Source organism: Bacteroides sp. 51 (assembly GCF_010500965.1).
GTDB lineage: Bacteria > Bacteroidota > Bacteroidia > Bacteroidales > Bacteroidaceae > Bacteroides.
This window is the reverse complement of record NZ_QVMI01000038.1, coordinates 59,102-80,077: the sequence shown is the minus strand read 5'-3', so window position 1 is coordinate 80,077 and position 20,976 is coordinate 59,102. Positions and strand designations below refer to the sequence as shown.

Sequence of the window (20,976 nt, the reverse complement as noted above, 5' to 3'; positions counted from 1 at the left end):
AATGATTGACTGTAGGGGCGGTTCGCGAACCGCCCGAAAATGGTTTTCTGTATATTCTGTGCATTGGGCGGTTCGCGAACCGCCCCTACAATAATCCCTTCATTTTCCATCCAGTTTTGATTGTTTTTTAACCGCAGAGTTACGCAGATTAAAATCCCCTCCTTTCCGAACGGTATTTGTTTAAATCTCTATCGGTTCCTGCTGGAACTTCTTGCTCACCTTCATAATATTTATGGCATACATCACCAGGTTTTGCGTCTCCTGAAGCATGGTAAGATATACCATACTTACTTTGATACTGCCCGACTGGTGCTGTATACGCTTCAACTCTTCGCGTTTCAATACTGCCAACTGATTATTGATCACGTTAGAAGCCCTAACTTCCTGTTCAATGGCATCATAGTCGTTCTTTTCGACCTTTTCGCGGCAGGATTGAAGGAATGAAAGTATGTTCTGTGAAATCTCGCCAAACTCTTTCTTCTGAGTTTCGTCCAGCGGATTGAAATTATTGTCGGTATGTTCCAGAATCGGTTCGCACATGCGGTCCATGCTATACACCAATTCAAGAGCAAAGTCATTTCCCTGGTAGTAGTACAATCCTTTTTCGAGCAACATGGTGTTGTCCAGCCTGGACATGGCGCTGGCTCCGATGCGGCGCATCTGTTTTACCAGTTGCTTCTCGAACTTAATTGCCCCGGTTGCCTTACGCAATCCGCGCAGATTCTCGTTGAAGAAAGAAGTGATTATGCGATCGTAATTTTCTCCAGCAAACTGGAACAATTTAGCCTGCTCCTCGCGGGTGTAGATGCGCAAGTACTTCAATGCTTCCTCGCTGGTGTTGCTCAACATGAGCGATTTTACCGTTTCGCTTTGCTGCTCGCCTTTTTTCTTCTTCGCAAACAGTACATGGCTGCGGAGCAATGTAAGAACTGCCAATGAGATCAATACGATAATAGCTATCGTTCCACCATAATATATAATCAGTGCAACAAAAAAGCTGATCGTGAAAGCGACACCCGCAGTAAGGAACCAACCGCCGATAACGGAGAGCACACCTGTGATACGGAACACGGCAGAGTCACGTCCCCAGGCACGGTCGGCCAGCGAGGTACCCATCGCTACCATGAAAGTAACATAAGTAGTAGACAGCGGAAGCTTAAGCGATGTACCCAGCGCAATGAGCAATCCGGCGATAACGAGATTGACCGAAGCGCGAACAAGGTCAAAAGCGGCACCATCGGCAATAATAGCTTCGTCCTTGCGGAAACGGGTATCAATCCACTGCTTCGTCCTTTCGGGAACCCATTTGTCTACACTATGCGAAAGTGCCAGACTGATACGCACTACTTTGCGTGCTATCGGCGTACTACCGAAACTCTCTTCTCCTTCTTCCTGACGGGAAAGATCGACCGATGTTTTGATTACATTCTGGGCTTTCTTAGACGTAAACAAGGCGTAGACCATAATCGCTCCGGCTCCTGCAAGGAAGTACCAAGGCGTTTTGGCCGAACCAAGCAGCGAAGTCATAAGGAAGTTGTCGGGAGTGGTTCCGGGCCCCTGCGCGATAAAATCAGTATATGCCGAGTATCCTGCCAGAGGTACACCGATAAAGTTTACCAGGTCGTTGCCGGCAAAAGCCAGTGCCAAGGCAAATGTACCCAGAAGTACGATAACCTTAAATACATTCACTTTCAGCCAATGCAACACTTGCATTAAGATGGTAAAAAAGATCAGGCTGTATAGAACCAGCATGCCGGTATTATCGTTGATCCAGGCCTTGTTCTCGACAGTCATAAAGGAACTGTCTTTCAGCCCCTTGATCACCATAAAGTAAATAATTGCCGTTGCTGCAAATCCACCAAAGAGTCCAATGGTGTATTTCATCTTCTTCTTATAATTAAAGGTGAAGATCACACGGGCGATATACTGCACCAACATACCGAAAAAGAAAGCAATGGCCACCGATATGAATATGGCCATGACGACGGAGAGCGCTTTGTCGGTATTGATCAACTCGCCCAGATGTTGGCTATCATCCTTGAATACTTTAACCATTGCAATGGCAAACGTTCCCCCAAGCAATTCGAATACCATAGACACGGTAGTGGAAGTGGGCATCCCCATCGAATTAAAGGCATCCAGCAGAACCACGTCGGTAATCATTACCGCAAGGATAATGCACATGATCTCGGCAAAATAAAAATGCTGAGGCTGGTAAATACCATGACGGGCAATATCCATCATACCATTGGAAAGTGCAGCTCCGGCAAATATACCGATGGCGGCAATAACCATAACTAACTTGAATGGGGCGGCTTTTGCACCTATCGCAGAATTAAGAAAATTTGATGCATCGTTACTTACACCTACCATAATGTCGAATATGGCGAGGGCAAATACGAAGATAAGAATGACTAAATAAAGTGTTTCCATAAATACATGTTACTTTCAGTCTACAAAGGAATAACATTCTTATTGCATAAGAGTTGCATACATATTACAGAAATGTTTCAAGTAGAAAAAGATTATATAAAGAAAGAGCAGAGTTTGTGTTGAAATGACAGCCGTAATCCGGGATAGAGATGACTTCGGAACAAAAGAGGACTAAAACCGGGTTTTTTTAGGGAAATAAAGACTCCTTTTCATAATTTATATTACTTTTGCATTGTATTTAATGTATTATTAATCTTAATTAAAGCAAAATGAAAAGATTTTTATCAATCTTCGCAATCGCTACAGTAGCCTTCGCATTTGTAGCATGTGGTGGAAAAGGTACAAAAACTGAAGAAGCAGAAGCTACTGCTACAGAAACAGTTGAAAACGTAGAATCAGCAGCTCCTGCTGCATCTGAAAAATCAGCACTGGCACAGTATGAAGAATTCATTAACAAAGTGATCGATCTTTATCCTAAAGTAAAAGCCGGAGATGTTGACGCAATGAAAGAATACCAAAAACTTTCTGAAGAAATGACTGCCGTTTCTACTCAACTTTCTCAGGAAATGTCGACTATGTCAGCTGAAGACGCTCAGAAATTCGCAGAACTTGGTCAGAAATTGGCTGCTGCAATGCAATAATTGAGTTGTTTAGCACAATATTTAAAAAGGAGCGTTCCAAACCGGGGCGCTCCTTTTTTATTAAGATTGAGAGGAAGTGTTCTTTTTCTTCAGATATTCATAAAAGGTATACTGTGCTCTAACCGGCGCAGCTTTAGGCTTCTTTTTGAATATATTCCTCAGTTTATCATCCACGAAACATGCCTTCTGATTATCTTTTAGCTGAATATCCAGCATATCAATAATCTCCTGACGTAAATCCGGATCAAGAATTGGGGTAACGGCCTCGATGCGTCGATAAAGATTCCGTTTCATCCAGTCGGGCGAACCGAGGTAAACCTTCGGGTCACCGTCATTGCCGAAATACCACACACGGGCATGCTCGAGGAAACTATCGACAATGCGTGTTACGCGGATATTGCGGCTATAAGATTGGCCAGGTATAAGGCAACATATTCCCCGGACGATCAAATCAATCTTTACCCCCTGTTGTGATGCCTCATAGAGCCGGTCGATCATGGTTGGGTCCTGCAAGGCATTCATCTTTAGAATGATTCGCCCCTCTTTTCCTTCTTTAGCCAGGGAAATTTCACGGTTGATCAGTTTCTCTAGTTGCGGAATCAGGTTGAAACGGGCCACAAGCAATCGCTTAAACTCCGGGTTTTCTTTTCCTTCTAAAGTAAGGAATAGATTGTGCAGGTCGTTTACGATTACCTTATTACATGTAAACAAACTGACGTCGGCATATACTTTGGCTGTTTTCTCGTTGAAATTGCCTGTACTGATATAGGCATAGCTGCGTATAGGCTCTTCTTTTTCGTTGCGGCGTAGTACCAAGGCTACTTTAGCATGTACCTTCAAGCCCGGAATGCTATATATAATATTAATTCCGGCGGCTTTCATCATTTCGGCAGTAGCCAGGTTGTTTTCTTCGTCAAAGCGCGCTTTAAGCTCAACAAACACAGTGACCTTTTTACCGTTTTGTGCTGCGGCTATCAATGTATTGATTACAGCGGAATTCTCCGCTACGCGGTATTGGGTAATCATGATCTCTTTGGTAGACGGATCATGCACGGCCTCGTACAGGAAGTGAGTGAAATGCTCGAACGAGTGATAAGGATAGTGGATCATCAAATCCTTTTTGGCGACATAGCGGAAAATGGATTCTTTGCTATCCAGATAAGCCAACTTCATGGGTGCCGGTTTTTCACTCCAGTCAATCGCCTTGTTGGGATTGGGAAGGTAGCGGAGGTCTTCGAGGTTTAAATGCTTGTCTCCGGGAACCAACTCGTGGCGGTTGATGTGGAAAGCATCGATCAGGAAATCCAGGAAGTCGTCGGGCATATAGCGGTCGTACACAAAGCGGCTCACTGCACCGATCTTGCGCTTCTTTACTTTCTTTTTTACTTTCTCCACGATATCGGTTTGTGAATCATTATCGTCGATCAGGATATCGGCATCACGGGATATCTTGATGCAGTAGCTGCAATCCACAATATAGCCGGGGAAGATAATATCCAGGTTAGACTTAATGATATCCTCAATAAACATCAGGTAATAATTGTCCTCATGTTTAGGCAACTCAATAAACCGGGGCACCTTGCTATAAGGGGTCTTCATTACGAAATATTGCGTATATCCCGGAGCATCTTTTGCGGTGTCGCGTTTGTAAACCCGTACGGCAAGGTATAAACGGTTGTCCCTTAAAAAGGAAACTACCTGATTCTTGGATACGGGAACCGGTTGAAGATAAGGAAATATCTCTTCCCGGAAGAACTGCCTGACAAACTGCCTGTGGAAAGGTTCGACGTTCCGGCTTTGATAAAATATGATGTGATCCTTCTCTAATTGAGGCAGAATCTTATGCTCGTATATGCGTACACGATCTTCCATCTGGCGATTGACCTCGTCATTGATTTCTTTCAAAAGCTCAGTGGCCGATTGCACTGTTTCTTCATCATTCCGGGCAATGCCCGAAGCAATGGCTTTATGATCGGCCACACGTACTTTATAAAACTCTTCGAGGTTGGAAGAGTAGATGGATATAAAGTTTATTCGCTCGTATAGAGGCAATCGGTCGTCGTCGGCTTCCAGCAATACGCGGTAGTTGAAGGACAACCAGCTGATATCTCGCTTGAAATAATTATATTTCATTTTCCATGAACTTAGTTTTTCCAAATATAGTATCTTTGTTTAAAGAAAACAAAGAAACAATGATAAAGATAGGACTACTTTCGGATACTCACGCATATTGGGATGAGAAGTATCTGCAATACTTTGAAGATTGCGATGAAATATGGCATGCAGGCGACTTCGGATCAGTAGAAGTTGCTGATAAACTGGCAGCCTTTCGCCCTTTGCGCGGAGTTTATGGAAACATTGACGGACAGGATATACGTAAACGTTTTCCACAAGTGAACCGTTTTACGGTAGAGGGCGCTGAAGTGTTGATGAAGCATATTGGCGGCTATCCCGGCAATTATGATCCTTCTATTCGTGGTAGCCTTTTGGTGCATCCACCTAAATTATTTATCAGTGGACACTCTCATATATTAAAGGTGAAATATGATAAAACACTGGGGATGCTGCATATTAATCCCGGTGCTGCCGGTATGTCCGGCTTTCATAAAGTGCGTACATTGGTCCGTTTTGTAATAGATAATGGTGAATTTAAAGATTTAGAAGTGGTGGAACTGGCGGGGTAGAAGGAATATCTGCATAGAAACTTGGCAGTGGCACCTCACCATATTTTGTCAATTCAAAAAAGTTTCCGTACTTTGCCGTCCGAAACTATACATAGAACTATGAAAGGAATCATTCTAGCTGGTGGTAGCGCCACGCGACTGTACCCGTTATCGAAAGCCATATCCAAGCAGATTATGCCGGTGTATGACAAACCGATGATCTACTATCCTCTTTCTACATTGATGCTGGCAGGCATACGTGAGATACTGGTTATTTCTACACCAAGAGATTTACCCATGTTCCGTGATTTGCTGGGCACAGGCGAAGAACTTGGAATGTCTTTTACTTACAAAATACAGGAAGTGCCGAATGGACTGGCCCAGGCTTTCGTTTTAGGAGCGGAGTTCCTGAATGGTGAGCCGGGATGTCTTATCCTGGGAGATAACATGTTCTACGGACAGAACTTCTCGGCTATGTTGCGCCGGGCTGCTTCTATTGATAAAGGTGCATGCATCTTTGGTTATGGTGTAAAAGACCCTCGTGCGTATGGCGTAGTGGAATTTGACGAAAACGGAAAAGTAATTTCATTGGAAGAGAAACCCGAGAAGCCTAAAAGTAATTATGCTGTTCCGGGATTGTACTTCTACGATTCAACAGTTACCGAAAAAGCTGCTGCATTAAAACCATCGGCTCGTGGCGAATATGAGATTACCGACTTGAATAAAATCTATCTGGAAGAAGGAACTCTTAAAGTTGAACTATTTGGCAGAGGTTTTGCCTGGCTGGACACCGGTAATTGTGACAGCCTTCTGGAAGCATCTAACTTCGTGGCTACTATACAAAACCGACAGGGATTTTATGTGAGCTGTATAGAAGAAATTGCATGGCGTAACAAGTGGATTACTCCCGAACAACTCCTGGAACTGGGAAAAAAACTCGATAAAACAGAATACGGAAAGTATCTGATAGAACTGAGCGGCAACGCTCTACGGCAAAATTTAAATAATTGATATATAATGAAGACTTATTTAGTGACCGGTGCTGCCGGATTTATTGGTGCTAATTACTTAAAGTATATGTTGGCCAAGTACGATGATGTTCGCATTGTTGTTCTGGATGCATTGACTTATGCAGGAAACCTGGGCACTATCGCCTCGGATATTGACGAAGAACGTTGCTTCTTTGTAAAGGGTGATATTTGCGACCGTGACCTTGCCGACAGACTTTTCGGCGAATATAAATTTGACTATATCGTGAACTTTGCTGCCGAAAGTCATGTGGATCGCAGTATTGAGAATCCACAGTTATTCCTGATGACCAATATCCTGGGTACGCAGAATTTACTTGATGCAGCTCGTCGCGCCTGGGTAACAGGCAGAGATGAACATGGTTATCCGGTTTGGCGTAAAGGTGTACGCTTTCATCAGGTATCGACCGATGAAGTATATGGTTCATTAGGTGCTGAAGGATTCTTTACAGAAGAAACTCCACTATGTCCACATAGCCCGTACAGCGCATCAAAAACAAGTGCGGATATGTTCGTAATGGCTTATCATGATACCTATAAAATGCCGGTAACTATTACCCGTTGCTCAAACAATTACGGTCCTTACCACTTCCCTGAAAAATTAATTCCGCTGATTATCAAGAATATCCTTGAAGGAAAGAAACTCCCTGTATATGGTGATGGCAGCAACGTACGCGACTGGTTGTATGTGGAAGATCACTGCAAAGCGATTGATATGGTTGTGCGCAAAGGTGTGGAAGGCGAAGTGTATAACGTAGGGGGACATAACGAGGAAACCAATCTGGAGATCGTAAAACTAACCATTGCTACCGTTCATCGCCTGATGACCGAGAAACCGGAATACCGTGAAGTCTTGAAGAAAAAAGAAAAAAATGCAAACGGTGAAATCTCTATCGACTGGATCAATAACGATCTGATTACTTTTGTAAAGGATCGTTTGGGACATGACCAACGTTATGCCATTGATCCGACAAAGATTACTGAAGCATTAGGCTGGTATCCCGAAACAAAGTTTGAAGTCGGTATCGTAAAAACCATCGAATGGTACCTTACCCATCAGGATTGGGTGCAGGAAGTTACTTCAGGTGACTACCAAGGCTACTACGACCGCATGTACGGAAAGGGCTGAAAGCTTTTTTAGTTGAAAATTGAAAGTTGAAAATTGAAAGTTATCATGCGGCATCGTAACTTTCAACTTTCAATTTTCAACTTTCAACTAATTACTAGCCCTAAGGCTAATAATACTCCCATCAACAGCATATTTTGTGAAGTCTCACCAAGTATGCTGTTGAGTTTTTTACCACTATGTATTTTCACCATCCGTTGCCAGGTGATAAAGTGAGGAATAAGATAAAGTTGGGGCAGGAGTGCTGCATACCAACGTCCTTCTTTAATGAAACACAGGCAAAGCAAGGATGCCAGAACTCCAAGAACAAGATAAAGGTAGCGACCGAAAGGTTCTCCAAAACGAACAATAACCGTACGCTTTCCACTTTTCAGATCGGCTTCCCTATCCCTGTAATTGTTTACTACAAGCAATGTATCCACAATCAGTCCACAAACGAGTGAGGCGATAATAACTCCGGGAGTGAACGTTAATGCTTGTACATAGTACGTACCGCCAACAGGAACAAAGCCAAAGAATAGGATTACTAATACATCTCCCCAACCATTATAAGATAATGGATATGGGCCGGTAGTATATAAGAAGGCAAATAGTACACAAACGGCACCTACTATAATCAATTCCCATCCGGCATAAAATAATAAAGTGCTTCCTACCAGGCATGCCAGGATTACTGTGCCTAAAATACCCCTCTTCATGGCATTTGGTGATATCCAACCTTGTGCGCAGGCACGTTCGGGCCCTAAACGATCTTCACGGTCGGTACCTTTCAGGTAGTCGAAAAGGTCATTAATGAAATTGGCCACGATTTGCATCAATCCGGCAAAAACTGCACAGATAAGGGCGGGTAACCATACAAAACGATGATCTGCAAATGCCAGGGCGCTACCGACCATAACCGGGATAATGGCCCCTGTAAGTGTTTTGGGACGTGCGGCAAGTATCCAGGCTTTTAATGAGTTTCTTTTTATATCTTCCATTAACAGAAGGGTTTTATTCTCTGCAAAGATAACACCCCGTAACTGATTTTACCACATTGGCATTGAATAATATTCCTGGTTGCGGTACCTTGCCGCCATCTTGCCGCCGAATCCGACTTTTAGTACATATTAGGTATGGATTTTATAATGAATTGTATAAAAAACATGTCCATCTTTGCATCAGATATAAAAGCCTCGATGAGAATTGCTATATTTTTGCGAAATGAGAAACTACCAGGGGAGAGCATAGTACAAGCATATGCCTTCTCTGTAGAAGATCATACCATAACCAGCATAGGTTCTGAGTTACTATATGTGAAAAACGTAGATTATCTGACTGTTTGGCTGATTGGAAACAATATAGACGTGCTCTATATGAATAACTCCGATGAAAGTCTCTGTGAAGGCATACAGAAAATCGGAGTAAAAGTAAAGCCCCTGAGCGAAATAAAAAATAACCCTTTACTAAATCTCTTTTTGATCGATTATAACTAATGACTGGATCATTCATCGTGTGATGAAAGATTGAAGGGTATGGTAAGAAGATACAACTATGGGAAAAAATAAGGATAAAAAGAATGCAAAAGCCGGATGGTTGTTCAACCTCTTCAAAGGGTATATGCGTTTCTGTCACGATCATTTTTATTATAAGAAAGTATATTGGGTAGGGACCGAAAATATACCTGAAGGTTGTCCTTTGATGGTGGTTTCCCATCATCAGAACTGCCTTTCGGATGCGTTGGGTGTTTTGTTTTCCATCAAAAACCGGGAAGACCGTCAGTTAAGAATATTATCTCGTGCTGATGTGTTTAAACCGGTTTTTGAAAAAGCGCTACGCTGGTTAGGAATTATGCCGGCCTTCCGGTTGGAATACGATGGTGCCGACTCTTTATCCAATAATTCATATACCATATCCGAATCCGGCGATGAACTTCTGGAAGATGGGGTTGTGATTATCTATCCCGAGGCCGGGCATCAGGATAAGCGCTGGATGGGTACGTTTTCTCTGGGTTACCTGCATATCATTTTTGAAGCGGCAAAGAAAAGCAACTTTGAAAAAGAAATGTTTATTATACCTTCCTGTAACCATTATTCTGATTATTTTGATCCGCGTGAACACTTTTTGGTAAAATATGGGGAACCTATTTCATTAAAGCCCTATTACGAACTTTATCAAACCAAGCCTCGCACTGTGCAACGTCAGGTGAATGCGCTTGTTCGGGAAAAGATCAATGAGCTGATGCTGAATATTACCGATTTGGAGAATTATGAGGCTATAGATTATCTGCGGAATACATATGGTATAGATTACGCAAAACAAAACGGGTTCAATCCGGAGGTTTTGCCCGAGAAATTATTAGCTGATAAAATGCTTTATGCCGAACTGGATAATCTGAAGAACATTTATCCGGAAGAGGTGCAGGTAATCTATGAAAATACCTGTGAACTGAAAGAGAAATCTGAGGAAATGGGCATTGGGGACCGGAGTTTTGCAAAGCGTCCCAATACATGTACACTTTTTCTGAAAGGGTTTGGTTTTATCTTGCTCTTTCCTCTTTTTATTTTAGGTTGTATACCCAATTATTTTGTTTGGTTATTGCCTACACTTGCAACTCGTCGTATTAAAGACAGAATGTTTCATAGTGGCATACACTATGCGGCAATGATGCTCATTACTATGCCTTTCTTCTATTTGTTGACGTTTGCATTGCTTTGGATTTTTACAAAATCTGTTATCATAACTCTTGTTTATATTCTCTGTTTTCCTTTTTTAGGTATCTTTGCCTGGAATTATGTCAAGCAGTGGAAGTTATGGCGGTCGGATGTCCGCTTTAAATATTTGTTTGGTCAAGGAAAATTGAACGCAATAATTGAATTGAGAACACATATATATAACTCATTGGATAAACTATTAAAAGGAAAATAAACAAATCACATATGAAAAGAAGAGTAGTTATAACGGGAATGGGTATTTATTCCTGTCTGGGAAAGAATCTGGAAGAGGTGCAACATTCACTATATAATGGAATTTCCGGTATTATCCTTGATCCGGTACGCAAGGAAATGGGATTCCGCTCCGGTCTAACAGCAAAATTGGAGGTACCCAACCTGAAAGGAATTTTAAGCCGTAACCAACGCGTATATATGCCCGAACAGGCAAGCTATGCTTATGTGTCCACTGCTGAAGCCTTGAAGAATGCCAATCTTGACCAGGATTATCTGGATACGCACGAAGTAGGTATACTGTATGGCAATGATAGTAGTGCCGATCCTGTGGTAAGGAGTGTAGATATTATGCGTGACAAGAAGGACACAACGCTAATTGGCTCCGGGGCAATTTTCCAGTCGATGAACTCTACGGTAACCATGAACCTGGCTTGCCTTTTCAAGTTGAAAGGGATGAATATGACTGTATCGGCAGCTTGTGCCAGCGGTTCGCATGCCATCGGTTTGGGAGCGTTGCTTATCCAAAACGGTTTGCAGGATTGTGTTGTCTGTGGTGGTGCGCAAGAAGTAAACCCATTCTCTGTGGGTAGCTTTGACGGTATCAGCGCCTTTTCTGTTCGTGAGCATGAACCGACGAAGGCTTCCCGTCCATTTGATCGCGACCGCGACGGATTGGTGCCGGGAGGTGGTGCGGCTACGGTAATCATAGAGAGTTATGAATCGGCAGTTAAGCGCGGAGCGCCTATCCTGGCAGAGGTTTGTGGGTATGGTTTCTCTTCTAATGGCGATCATATTTCTGTTCCTAATGTGGATGGTCCGGTTCGCTCGCTGGAAATGGCTATTCGGGCGGCGGGTATGGATATTCGTGATATTGGTTATGTAAATGCACATGCTACATCTACCCCGGTGGGCGATAAGAATGAAGCTAAAGCCATAGCCCAGGTGCTTGGAAGCCATAAACCGGAAGTAACGTCGACCAAATCAATGACCGGACACGAAATGTGGATGGCCGGCGCCAGTGAAATTATTTATTCTACGCTGATGATGAAGAATGGTTTCATCGCTCCTAACCTGAATTTCGAGAATCCGGACGAAGATTCGGCTATGCTCAATATACCGGTAGTTAGAGTAGAGAAGAACTTTGATGTGTTCTTGTCGAATTCTTTTGGATTTGGCGGCACGAACTCTACATTGATTGTAAAAAACCTGTAGTGGTTTACTATTAGGCAATTTACGATTTACGATTGAAATTAGACTATGTAGATATTCCATCTGCATAGCAACTATAAACTATAAACTTAAATAAGATGGAAAAGTTGAAATTGATTGAAAAAGCAAACGAGGTATTAGCCGAAGAGTTCGAAATTGAAGTAGCAGATATCACTCCTGATTCAAATATCAAGGAAACATTGCAACTGGATAGTTTGAGCCTGGTGGATATGGTGGCATTGATCGAACAAACATTCGGTGTGAAGATCAAGAGCCAGGAAGTGGCAAGCATTCAGACATTCGATAGTCTGTATGACTTTATCCACGAGCGTATCAGTGCATAAATTTAGTTGAGATGGAAAAAATCACTATAGCAATATATCGTTTCTTCAATAGTCATAAGGTAGTTTTTTATAGTATACTGCTACTGACAACGGCGTGCTGCACCTGGTTTAGCCTGAAGATCAACTTCGAGGAAGATATCTCCAAGTTGCTTCCTTCGGCAGAAGAGGGTGGGGCGGAAGAACTGGTTTTTTCCAATCTTAAAGTAAAAGATAAAATATTCATCCTGTTCAATCCATTGTCCGATGAGGTTGGGCCGGATGAACTTACAGAGGCTTGTGATGCCTTTGTGCAGGCATTGTTTGATAAAGATAGCACTCATAATGCCATTCATAACGTGCTTTATCAGATTGATGAAGATCTGATGCAAAACGGCATCGCGTTCTTATACGAGAACGTGCCGGCTTATCTGGAAGAATCGGACTATATCCGGTTGGATTCCATTATGGAGAAAACACAGGTAGAAAAGCAAATGGAGGAGAATTATTCCTTGTTGCGCTCTTCTGCCGGTATGATTTACAAGGACCTGATTACTCAGGACCCTATCGCTTTGCGTAATCTCTTTTTGTCGAAAGCTAAGGGAATGACTTCCGGTTTAGGTGGTAGCTATGCGTTGTACAATAACCATATTTTTACTGCCGATACAACGGTAGCAATCGCTTTCCTTTCGCCGAACTTCAAAGCGTTCGATTCTAAACAGGGTATCCGCTTGTCGGATATGATCGAAGAAGAGATACAACATTTTCAGAAAGAAAATCCGGAGATTGAAATACTCTATCACGGCGCGCCGGTTCAAAGCGTCTACAACTCCCGGCAGATCAAAAAAGACTTGTTAGTGACCATCTCTATATCCTTGCTTTTGGTTGCTGTTATCCTGTTGATTTGTTTCAGGAACAAATCGAATATCCTTTATCTGGTACTTCCGGTTGGTTATGGTGTTATTTTCGCCTTATCCATTATCTATTTGATGAAAGGTAGTATGTCGTTAATGGCTATGGGGATTGGTGCGATTGTTATGGGGGTTGCTTTTAGTTATTGTTTGCATGTAATTACCCACTTTAAATATATAAGTGATCCTGAAAAAGTCTTGAAAGATCAGACCAGGCCTGTTATTCTTGGCTCTCTGACTACCATTGGTGCTTTTATGGGATTATTATTGACTAAATCTGAGTTGCTGCAAGACTTCGGTCTGTTTGCTTCGCTTGGGTTGGTGGGCACAACTATATTCTGCCTGATATTCCTGCCTCAGTTCTTTAATCAGAAGAACAACCGCAGGTCGGATAAGGCATTTGAGATACTCGAAAAGATTAATAACTATCCGTACGAGAAGCAAAAATGGCTGATCGGGCTGATTGTTATTATCAGTATTGTTTGCTTTTTTGTTTCCGATAAAGTGCAGTTTGATTCCGATTTGCGTAACATTGGATATAATGACCCGCGGGTGATGAAATCGCGCGATTTGCTGGCTGCAAAAACAACTGGGAATTACTCTACCGTTTACTTTGCGTCTGTATCGCAAGATCTGGATTCAGCCTTGATCTACAATGCACAGTTGTGTGATAAGTTGGATCAATTAAAGAAAGAAGACCTGATAAAAGGCTATTCTGCTCCCGCTTCACTGTTTATTCCAACTGGCGAGCAGCAACACCGGATAGACGAATGGAATCATTATTGGACAGATACCCGAAAAAAAGAAATGCGTAAGAATGTTGTTGAGGCCGGTAATAAATATAAGTTCGCCCCGGCTATATTCACTTCTTTCTTTGATATGCTGGATACGGATTACGAGCCGGTTTCGTTATTTGAAGCAGGTGTTATACCTGATGAAATATTAGAAAATATTATCGAATATACCGATAACCGTTATATGGTATTTGTTCCCGTGCAAATGAACCGGGAGGAGTTAGTGGAAGTAGGCGGTGATATAGTCAAAGGCAATCCACAGTTTGTGGTGATTGATGCGATGTACTATACAAATGATATGGTAAAAGTGATGCACAAGGACTTCAATACAACATTAGGCATATCTTCCTTGTTTGTATTGGTTGTCTTGTTGTTGTCTTATCGCAATATTCCATTGGCATTGATTGCTTTCTTGCCCATGGGACTGAGTTGGTATATTGTTTTGGGTGCTATGGTGTTTCTGGGTATGGAATTTAATCTGATCAATATCGTAATTTCCACCTTTATATTTGGGGTAGGAGTAGACTATAGTATATTTATTATGGATGGGTTGTTGATTAAACACCGAACAGGAGAATCTACATTGAAATACCATAAAACGGCCATATTCCTATCGGCAGTCGTTCTGATCATTGTAACCTCTTCTTTATTGTTTGCAGTGCATCCGGCTATATCTTCTATTGGAGTGGCTACTTTAATCGGTATGGGAGCTACATTGCTGATTGCTTATACACTATTGCCGTTCCTGTTTTCTTTGCTTCCCCGTTACCGGAAGCCAAAGAATGATGCTCCTTCAAATAAGAAATAACATTTGAACTGTGATGTACGACGTAATCATAATTGGCAGTGGACTAGGTGGACTGGAATGTGGCTATATCCTTACTAAACAAGGATATAACGTTTGCATTTTGGAAAAGAATGCCCAACTAGGCGGCTGCCTTCAAACCTTTAAACGCGGAGGAACGCTCTTTGATACCGGATTCCATTATGTTGGCGGACTGGATGAGGGGCAATATCTCCACCGGCTTTTCCGCTATTTCGACTTGCTCGACTTGCCTTGGCATAGAATGGATGAGAACGGTTTTGCCGAAGTTGTTCTTAACGATACTTCCTACCTGTTGCCTTCCGGTCATGATCGTTTTGTTGAAACCCTTTCCGAACGTTTCCCGCATCAACGCCGGCAGTTACAGAACTACACAAACTTCCTGAAGCGAGTGGGTGATGGTATTGCCGATAGCTTTACACACAAGGATGATCAATTTAAGGCCAGTTTATTTGAACGCTCCGCATATCACTTTTTGCAGGAAACGATTGACGATCCGGCGTTACGGAATGTTCTTTCGGGTGCTTCACTGACTATGGAGCTTTGTCCGGAGAAACTTCCTTTGTATGTATTTGCGCAGATCAATAATTCCTTTATCCAAAGTTCATGGAGACTGAATGGAGGTGGTTCGTTGATCGCAGATAAATTGGCCGAAAACATTCGCCGGATGGGTGGTACCATCCTGACGAAAGCCGAAGTAACCCGTATCATTGAGAAAGAAGGACGAATTACTTCGGTAGAATATAATGATGAAGAACGGGTTGAAGGAAGATACGTCATATCCGATGTGCATCCCGCGTTGACTCTTTCCCTGATACCGGAAAGCCAGCATCTCCGTAAGATTTACCGGAACCGTATTTCGGGACTTGATAATACGTACGGCATGTTTACACTGCATTTGCAGTTGAAAGAGCATACGGTTCCTTACCTGAACAGAAACCTGTTTATCTACAACAATAACGATGTATGGAACCATGGTTATCGCCTCGGTAGTTCAAAAACATCTGCATTGGTTAGTTATCGATTTCCAAAGGATGGAACGGGGTTTACCAATAATATAGATATCCTGACGCCGATGTACTGGGAGGAAGTTGAACAGTGGGCAGATACTACCGTAGGCAAACGGGGAGAAGAATATAAAGCATTTAAGCAACGCGTAGCCGAAGAATGCCTGCAATTGGTTGCCGGACGTATGCCTGGGTTGCGCGATAATATTGAACGTTTCCACACTACAACTCCCTTAACTTATCGTGATTATACAGGTACCTGGAAAGGCTCGGCGTATGGCATCCGCAAGGATTATAATAATGCATTATTGACCATTCTGGCGCCTCAAACCCAAGTCCCTAATTTGTTCTTAACAGGCCAGAACCTAAACTTGCATGGTATCCTGGGTGTTTCTATGACTTCTATTCTGACTTGTGCAAAAGTTGCCGGAATGGAGAATGTATTAAAAGAATTATAAATATTATAAACGAACTATTATGAAGAAATTCAGTCTTTTGATTATCCTGTTTCTTGCTTGCACTTTAGCTCAGGCTCAAACAATAAGTGATGCTGATTTTGCTATACTGGAAAAAGTCAATCAGGCTAACATAAAGAATACCAGCATGACAAGTGATTTTGATCAGGTAAAACATATGGCCATTCTGGGTGAAGACATCAAGTCTAACGGGAAACTTTATTATGGTAAACCGGAGAAAATGGCGTTGTGGTATACCGATCCGGCTGGTGATTTAATGCTGATCAATGAAGACCGGTGCATTATGGTGGCTTCGGGCAAGAAACGCGAAGTATCTGCTAAAGCCAATGCAAAGATGCGCGGCATGAAGAACATTCTTACAGCCAGCTTGCAGGGCGGAATGTTGCAAATGGGTGCAAGCAAAATTACTTGTTCGGAAGAGGCCAAGTACTATGTTATTACGGCCGATATTGACAGCAAAGTCAATAAAAGTAATATTAAGAAAGTAATTGTACATTATAGTAAATCCGATCTGACGCTTTCTGTTCTCAGAACCAAAGAAGCTGATGGTAGTTATACTGTGTATGAACTGAAGAATAAAGTAATGAATCAAACCATTGATGAGAAGTACTTTACTCCTGCAAAGAAATGATAACATGTAGGGGCGGTTCGTGAACCGCCCAAATATAAACGATAAATAATCATTGGGTGGTTCGCGAACCGCCCCTACAAAATAAATATAATGAAGTATGCACTTGTAACCGGTGGCAGCCGTGGAATAGGCCGTGCCGTGTGTCTGCAACTGGCAGATATGGGATATCCAATCATAATTAACTATGCATCCAATAAAGAAGCTGCGCTGGAAACTCAACGTTTAGTCGAAGAGAAAGGCGTCAAGGCCGAATTGCTTCCTTTTGATGTGGCTGTCGCAGCCGACGTAGAACTGGCACTCGATACATGGAAAAAAGAGCATCCCGAAGATTATATTGCCGTGTTGGTAAACAATGCAGGTATACGTCAGGATGCGATGATGATCTTCATGCAAGACGAACAGTGGAATGATGTAATCAACACCAGTTTGAATGGATTCTTCCTGGTTACCCGCAAATTGCTTAAAGATATGTTGAGCAAACGTTTCGGACGTATCATTAATATGGTTTCCCTGTCGGGGATAAAAGGCTTGCCGGGACAAACAAACTATTCGGCCGCTAAAGCGGCAGTTATCGGCGCAACGAAAGCATTGGCTCAGGAAGTCGGTCCCCGCAAAGTAACTGTGAATGCCGTTGCTCCGGGATATATCGCTACCGATATGACCCAGGATCTGGATGAAGATACATTGAAGAAAATGATTCCGGTAGGACGTTTCGGACAGGCAGAAGAGGTTGCCGCCCTGGTAGGCTTCCTAGCCTCCGAACAAGCGGGTTATATTACAGGCGATGTCATTTCTATTAATGGCGGGCTATATACTTAATTACTGAGATTGGATAGAAATAGATTAGATTCAGATTAATTTATCTGACTGAAGTTTTTATAAATAGAAAATGATCCCACTTTTATGATATTTATCTAATCTGCAATTATTATATTTGCAATAATCTAAAAAGTGATAACCGTATATGGCAGCCTGTTTTTGATATTGGTATCGGAGATATCCGGCAACCGTTATTGTCTCTGGAAGAAATCTTTATCTATCTCGAATCGGCCGACAAACCTTGTGTCGTAGCGATCGATGAATTTCAGCAGATAGCTAAGTACCCCGAAGAAAATGTAGAAGCTATCCTGCGTACCTATATTCAGAAATGTAAGAATACTACCTTCGTATTCTCTGGCAGTCAGTGGCATATGATGCAGAATATCTTTTTCTCAGCATCAAGACCATTTTATCAGAGTGCATCTTTTTTAAATCTCGATCCAATAGGGCTTGAACCTTACTGTAAATTTGTTCATAAACATTTTAAAAGAGGCGGAAAGAAAATTACGGATGAGTGTATTACGTGTATATACAACTTGCTGGAGGGACATACGTGGTATATGCAAACGCTCTTTAACCGTATCTATGAACAATCAGACGGTAATGATGAAATGTCGATAACTGAGGCAGACCAAATTTTGCATATGACAGTTGAATCTGGCAAGACGGTTTATCAAAGTATGGTTTCCATGTTGTCTGAGCGTCAGAAAGAAGTTCTTTTTTCTATAGCGAAAGAAGGAAAAGCATCCGAGATCACTTCTGCGGATTTTATAAAGAAACATGGTTTGTATTCGGCGAGTTCTGTACAGTCGGCCGTGAGGCAATTGCTTGAAAAAGAACTTGTAACCAAAGAAGGCGCTGTGTATCAGATTTATGATCGGTTCTTTGGGCTTTGGCTTTCTAAGACATACGGAACGGGGTATAGTCTTTGCAAGTAGTCTGACTCTGTATTATTAGCTAGCTTTTCTTTCGTTTGTGCCAACGCCTTGGCAAGGAAGAGACAAGAGGGTGTGGATTAATTTAGATTCCTATACTCCATCGGAGACATCCCGGCATGTGTTTTGAATAGCCGGCAGAAGAAAGACGGACTGGAGAAATTCAACTCTTCTGAGATTTCCGCAATCGTTTTATTGCTATTCTTCAGTAAAACTTTGGTAGTGGTGATAAATACGGCGTGTATCCATTCCAATACAGTTCGCCCTGTTACCTGTTTAACTGTAGCCGATAGATGTTTGCGGGTGACATATAACTTATCTGCATAGTGAGAAACACTTCGTTCCTCTTTATGATCCTCGATCAACAATTTCAGAAATTCATTGGTAAGTTCTTCCTGACGCGTGGTAACAATATTCCTGTCTGCTGCATTGTTCTTGTAAATAGCTGTAAATTCGGCCAGGAGTGAGAAAATCAATCCTTTAATGATTGTATCTCTGTAAGGTTGTTCGGCACGGTTGTACTGCTTTACTATGAATGTGAAGTATTCCAACAAGTTCTGCATAGCCTCACTGGATATATTAATGCACGGACGCTTTCTGAGGTTAAATGCAGAATCAAAGTCCTGTTCCAATGGCAGTCCGATCATAAAATCGAAAGAAATATAAAGGGATTCTATCAGGAAATCTTCCGAATTTTCAACTAAATGAACTACCTGGCTGGGGATTAATACAAAAACTGTATCCGGCTTTAATTCATACTCATTGAAACTAATCTTGATTTTTGCCGAGCCTTTGATGCAAAGCCCTAAAACAAGGCCTTCAACAATAAACGGTTCTTTGAATAACATGTCTATAGGAAGACGTGCATTCTCAGAGAAAATTGAATAATTGATCGTATTCGGATCCCTTCGCCTGATCTTATCGAAAGATAGTTTTGTATAGGAATTTCCCATTTTTATCATTTAAGCCGGGCATAAAGATAGAAAAAACGACTTTTAGTACATCTTTATTCGGCAAAAAAATGATATTTACCCTTTCTTTTGGTATAATCCTTCCTCTTTAATAATCTTATATGAAGCCGGATGCAGGAAGTAAGCAAGGTCTTTTCCTTCTGCCAATGCTTCGCGGATAAAGGTTGAACTGATATCCAATAGCGGGGCTTTTGCGGCGCGTATGGTAGATGACAATGAGAACCTGTCAATAGTAAATGCCCGGCGCGGATAGATTAAAATTTTGTAACGTTCGATGATACGCTCGGATTCTCTCCATTTATCAAAGAAGTTCCAATTGTCGGAGCCAATGATCAATGTAAAGTCCCGGTTAGGATATGTGCTACGTAAATGATCTAATGTTTTGATGGTGTACGAAGGACGGGGGAGGGTTAATTCCACATCCGAAGCCTGAAACTTTGGATAATCTGCTACCGCAGCTTTAACCAAATCCAATCGTTTGGCTTCATTTAGTAAATTTTCAGGCGTTTTGAATGGGTTAAGTGGACTTACAATAAACCACACCTCATCCAGATCTTCGTATTCACAAAGATAATTCGCCAGAGCCAGATGTCCGATATGTATCGGATTAAATGACCCGCTGAAAATTCCTGTTTTTATCTTTTTAATCATTTTGCCAAAAAGTCTTTTACTATTTGTAAAGCCTCGGCCTGCGCTTTTTCCAGATCATCATTAATGATAACCACATCAAACTTATTGGTATAACCGAGTTCGAATTCAGCTTTGGCAATGCGGCTTTCAATAACTTCGGGCGTGTCTGTCCCGCGCCCGGTCAATCGTTTGCGTAGTTCTTCTACGGATGGAGGTTGAATAAAAACCGATAAAGCACGGTCTCCGTAATATTGCTTGATATTAACTCCACCAACTACATCTACGTCAAATATAACATTTTTCCCTGACTTAAGTTGCAATTCTATGGGTTCTTTTAACGTTCCATAAAATCTATCCTGGTATACTTCCTCATATTCAAGGAATTCATCGCGTATTATACAAGCCCGGAATTCATCCGGAGAAAGGAAGAAATACTCTACTCCGTGAACTTCTGTTCCCCTGGGAGGACGGCTTGTTGCCGATATAGAAAAGGCTAAGTTCAGGTCTTGGGTCAACAGATAATTGATAATCGTTGACTTACCGGAACCCGAAGGGGCTGAAAATATAATTAACTTTCCCATTTCAGTTGATAGTTGACAGTTGACAGTTGATAGTTGACAGTTAACATACGG

Annotated in this window: 19 protein-coding genes; 13 read left to right on the top strand and 6 right to left on the bottom strand. The window is 42.0% G+C overall.

Going from position 1 to position 20,976, the window contains the following annotated elements; genetic code table 11:
- Nucleotides 1-180 precede the first annotated feature (180 nt).
- Nucleotides 181-2,433, bottom strand: coding sequence for an inorganic phosphate transporter (locus D0T87_RS21015; RefSeq protein WP_163177790.1), 2,253 nt, complete (start codon nucleotides 2,431-2,433; stop codon nucleotides 181-183).
- Between the two features lie 269 nt (nucleotides 2,434-2,702).
- On the opposite strand from D0T87_RS21015, the gene D0T87_RS21010 reads away from it, so the two are divergent.
- Entirely contained in the window at nucleotides 2,703-3,074 is a 372-nt protein-coding gene (locus D0T87_RS21010; protein ID WP_163177788.1) for a hypothetical protein, read from the top strand.
- 60 nt (nucleotides 3,075-3,134) lie between these two features.
- Here D0T87_RS21010 and D0T87_RS21005 read toward each other — a convergent pair whose 3' ends face one another.
- Nucleotides 3,135-5,207 carry an RNA degradosome polyphosphate kinase gene (locus D0T87_RS21005; RefSeq protein WP_163177786.1) on the bottom strand — a complete coding sequence of 691 codons (2,073 nt, stop codon included), beginning with the start codon at nucleotides 5,205-5,207 and terminating at the stop codon, nucleotides 3,135-3,137.
- A gap of 59 nt (nucleotides 5,208-5,266) precedes the next feature.
- Here D0T87_RS21005 and D0T87_RS21000 point away from each other — a divergent pair, with 59 nt between their 5' ends.
- The 3 genes from D0T87_RS21000 (at nucleotide 5,267) to rfbB (ending at nucleotide 7,894) form a co-directional block, all read left to right on the top strand.
- Nucleotides 5,267-5,758 (top strand): metallophosphoesterase, encoded by a 492-nt coding sequence (locus tag D0T87_RS21000; RefSeq protein ID WP_163177784.1) that lies wholly within the window; start codon nucleotides 5,267-5,269, stop codon nucleotides 5,756-5,758.
- 99 nt (nucleotides 5,759-5,857) lie between these two features.
- On the top strand, nucleotides 5,858-6,748 hold the full coding sequence (rfbA, locus tag D0T87_RS20995; protein WP_163177782.1) for a glucose-1-phosphate thymidylyltransferase RfbA: 891 nt from the start codon (nucleotides 5,858-5,860) through the stop codon (nucleotides 6,746-6,748).
- Between the two features lie 6 nt (nucleotides 6,749-6,754).
- The gene (gene rfbB, locus D0T87_RS20990; RefSeq protein WP_163177780.1) at nucleotides 6,755-7,894 is read left to right on the top strand and encodes a dTDP-glucose 4,6-dehydratase; all 1,140 of its coding nucleotides are present in this window, start codon (nucleotides 6,755-6,757) and stop codon (nucleotides 7,892-7,894) included.
- An 83-nt stretch (nucleotides 7,895-7,977) separates the two neighbouring features.
- Here the strand turns inward: rfbB and D0T87_RS20985 are convergent, their stop codons facing one another.
- Nucleotides 7,978-8,871: a 1,4-dihydroxy-2-naphthoate polyprenyltransferase gene (locus D0T87_RS20985; RefSeq protein WP_163177778.1), complete on the bottom strand. Its 894-nt coding sequence runs from the start codon at nucleotides 8,869-8,871 to the stop codon at nucleotides 7,978-7,980.
- A 165-nt stretch (nucleotides 8,872-9,036) separates the two neighbouring features.
- Here D0T87_RS20985 and D0T87_RS20980 point away from each other — a divergent pair, with 165 nt between their 5' ends.
- The 9 genes from D0T87_RS20980 (at nucleotide 9,037) to D0T87_RS20940 (ending at nucleotide 18,746) form a co-directional block, all read left to right on the top strand.
- Nucleotides 9,037-9,366 (top strand): hypothetical protein, encoded by a 330-nt coding sequence (locus D0T87_RS20980; RefSeq protein WP_203558753.1) that lies wholly within the window; start codon nucleotides 9,037-9,039, stop codon nucleotides 9,364-9,366.
- Between the two features lie 58 nt (nucleotides 9,367-9,424).
- Complete coding sequence (locus D0T87_RS20975; RefSeq protein WP_163177774.1) at nucleotides 9,425-10,798, top strand: 1-acyl-sn-glycerol-3-phosphate acyltransferase; 1,374 nt, start codon at nucleotides 9,425-9,427, stop codon at nucleotides 10,796-10,798.
- 11 nt (nucleotides 10,799-10,809) lie between these two features.
- Nucleotides 10,810-12,030 (top strand): beta-ketoacyl synthase, encoded by a 1,221-nt coding sequence (locus D0T87_RS20970; protein ID WP_163177772.1) that lies wholly within the window; start codon nucleotides 10,810-10,812, stop codon nucleotides 12,028-12,030.
- A 95-nt stretch (nucleotides 12,031-12,125) separates the two neighbouring features.
- Nucleotides 12,126-12,371 carry an acyl carrier protein gene (locus D0T87_RS20965; protein WP_163177770.1) on the top strand — a complete coding sequence of 82 codons (246 nt, stop codon included), beginning with the start codon at nucleotides 12,126-12,128 and terminating at the stop codon, nucleotides 12,369-12,371.
- A gap of 11 nt (nucleotides 12,372-12,382) precedes the next feature.
- On the top strand, nucleotides 12,383-14,860 hold the full coding sequence (locus D0T87_RS20960; protein WP_163177768.1) for an MMPL family transporter: 2,478 nt from the start codon (nucleotides 12,383-12,385) through the stop codon (nucleotides 14,858-14,860).
- A gap of 13 nt (nucleotides 14,861-14,873) precedes the next feature.
- Nucleotides 14,874-16,340 (top strand): NAD(P)/FAD-dependent oxidoreductase, encoded by a 1,467-nt coding sequence (locus D0T87_RS20955; protein ID WP_203558752.1) that lies wholly within the window; start codon nucleotides 14,874-14,876, stop codon nucleotides 16,338-16,340.
- Between the two features lie 19 nt (nucleotides 16,341-16,359).
- Nucleotides 16,360-16,989 (top strand): outer membrane lipoprotein carrier protein LolA, encoded by a 630-nt coding sequence (locus D0T87_RS20950; protein WP_163177764.1) that lies wholly within the window; start codon nucleotides 16,360-16,362, stop codon nucleotides 16,987-16,989.
- Between the two features lie 90 nt (nucleotides 16,990-17,079).
- Complete coding sequence (fabG, locus tag D0T87_RS20945; protein ID WP_163177762.1) at nucleotides 17,080-17,808, top strand: 3-oxoacyl-ACP reductase FabG; 729 nt, start codon at nucleotides 17,080-17,082, stop codon at nucleotides 17,806-17,808.
- Between the two features lie 194 nt (nucleotides 17,809-18,002).
- Complete coding sequence (locus D0T87_RS20940) at nucleotides 18,003-18,746, top strand: ATP-binding protein (protein ID WP_203558751.1); 744 nt, start codon at nucleotides 18,003-18,005, stop codon at nucleotides 18,744-18,746.
- A 77-nt stretch (nucleotides 18,747-18,823) separates the two neighbouring features.
- Here the strand turns inward: D0T87_RS20940 and D0T87_RS20935 are convergent, their stop codons facing one another.
- The 3 genes from D0T87_RS20935 to gmk form a co-directional block, all read right to left on the bottom strand.
- Nucleotides 18,824-19,696, bottom strand: a complete 873-nt coding sequence (locus D0T87_RS20935) for an AraC family transcriptional regulator (RefSeq protein WP_163177760.1) — start codon at nucleotides 19,694-19,696, stop codon at nucleotides 18,824-18,826.
- Between the two features lie 75 nt (nucleotides 19,697-19,771).
- Nucleotides 19,772-20,365, bottom strand: a complete 594-nt coding sequence (nadD, locus tag D0T87_RS20930) for a nicotinate (nicotinamide) nucleotide adenylyltransferase (protein ID WP_163177758.1) — start codon at nucleotides 20,363-20,365, stop codon at nucleotides 19,772-19,774.
- Nucleotides 20,362-20,925, bottom strand: coding sequence for a guanylate kinase (gene gmk / locus D0T87_RS20925; protein ID WP_163177756.1), 564 nt, complete (start codon nucleotides 20,923-20,925; stop codon nucleotides 20,362-20,364). The genes nadD and gmk overlap by 4 nt, the downstream gene beginning before the upstream one ends.
- Nucleotides 20,926-20,976 lie beyond the last annotated feature (51 nt).

Excerpts from the sequence above, each read along its gene's own strand:
- D0T87_RS21015 (WP_163177790.1), bottom strand. The coding sequence starts at position 2,433 with ATGGAAACACTTTATTTAGTCATTCTTATCTTCGTATTTGCCCTCGCC.
- D0T87_RS21010 (WP_163177788.1), top strand. The coding sequence starts at position 2,703 with ATGAAAAGATTTTTATCAATCTTCGCAATCGCTACAGTAGCCTTCGCA.
- D0T87_RS21005 (WP_163177786.1), bottom strand. The coding sequence starts at position 5,207 with ATGAAATATAATTATTTCAAGCGAGATATCAGCTGGTTGTCCTTCAAC.
- D0T87_RS21000 (WP_163177784.1), top strand. The coding sequence starts at position 5,267 with ATGATAAAGATAGGACTACTTTCGGATACTCACGCATATTGGGATGAG.
- rfbA (WP_163177782.1), top strand. The coding sequence starts at position 5,858 with ATGAAAGGAATCATTCTAGCTGGTGGTAGCGCCACGCGACTGTACCCG.
- rfbB (WP_163177780.1), top strand. The coding sequence starts at position 6,755 with ATGAAGACTTATTTAGTGACCGGTGCTGCCGGATTTATTGGTGCTAAT.
- D0T87_RS20985 (WP_163177778.1), bottom strand. The coding sequence starts at position 8,871 with ATGGAAGATATAAAAAGAAACTCATTAAAAGCCTGGATACTTGCCGCA.
- D0T87_RS20980 (WP_203558753.1), top strand. The coding sequence starts at position 9,037 with ATGTCCATCTTTGCATCAGATATAAAAGCCTCGATGAGAATTGCTATA.
- D0T87_RS20975 (WP_163177774.1), top strand. The coding sequence starts at position 9,425 with ATGGGAAAAAATAAGGATAAAAAGAATGCAAAAGCCGGATGGTTGTTC.
- D0T87_RS20970 (WP_163177772.1), top strand. The coding sequence starts at position 10,810 with ATGAAAAGAAGAGTAGTTATAACGGGAATGGGTATTTATTCCTGTCTG.
- D0T87_RS20965 (WP_163177770.1), top strand. The coding sequence starts at position 12,126 with ATGGAAAAGTTGAAATTGATTGAAAAAGCAAACGAGGTATTAGCCGAA.
- D0T87_RS20960 (WP_163177768.1), top strand. The coding sequence starts at position 12,383 with ATGGAAAAAATCACTATAGCAATATATCGTTTCTTCAATAGTCATAAG.
- D0T87_RS20955 (WP_203558752.1), top strand. The coding sequence starts at position 14,874 with ATGTACGACGTAATCATAATTGGCAGTGGACTAGGTGGACTGGAATGT.
- D0T87_RS20950 (WP_163177764.1), top strand. The coding sequence starts at position 16,360 with ATGAAGAAATTCAGTCTTTTGATTATCCTGTTTCTTGCTTGCACTTTA.
- fabG (WP_163177762.1), top strand. The coding sequence starts at position 17,080 with ATGAAGTATGCACTTGTAACCGGTGGCAGCCGTGGAATAGGCCGTGCC.
- D0T87_RS20935 (WP_163177760.1), bottom strand. The coding sequence starts at position 19,696 with ATGGGAAATTCCTATACAAAACTATCTTTCGATAAGATCAGGCGAAGG.
- nadD (WP_163177758.1), bottom strand. The coding sequence starts at position 20,365 with ATGATTAAAAAGATAAAAACAGGAATTTTCAGCGGGTCATTTAATCCG.
- gmk (WP_163177756.1), bottom strand. The coding sequence starts at position 20,925 with ATGGGAAAGTTAATTATATTTTCAGCCCCTTCGGGTTCCGGTAAGTCA.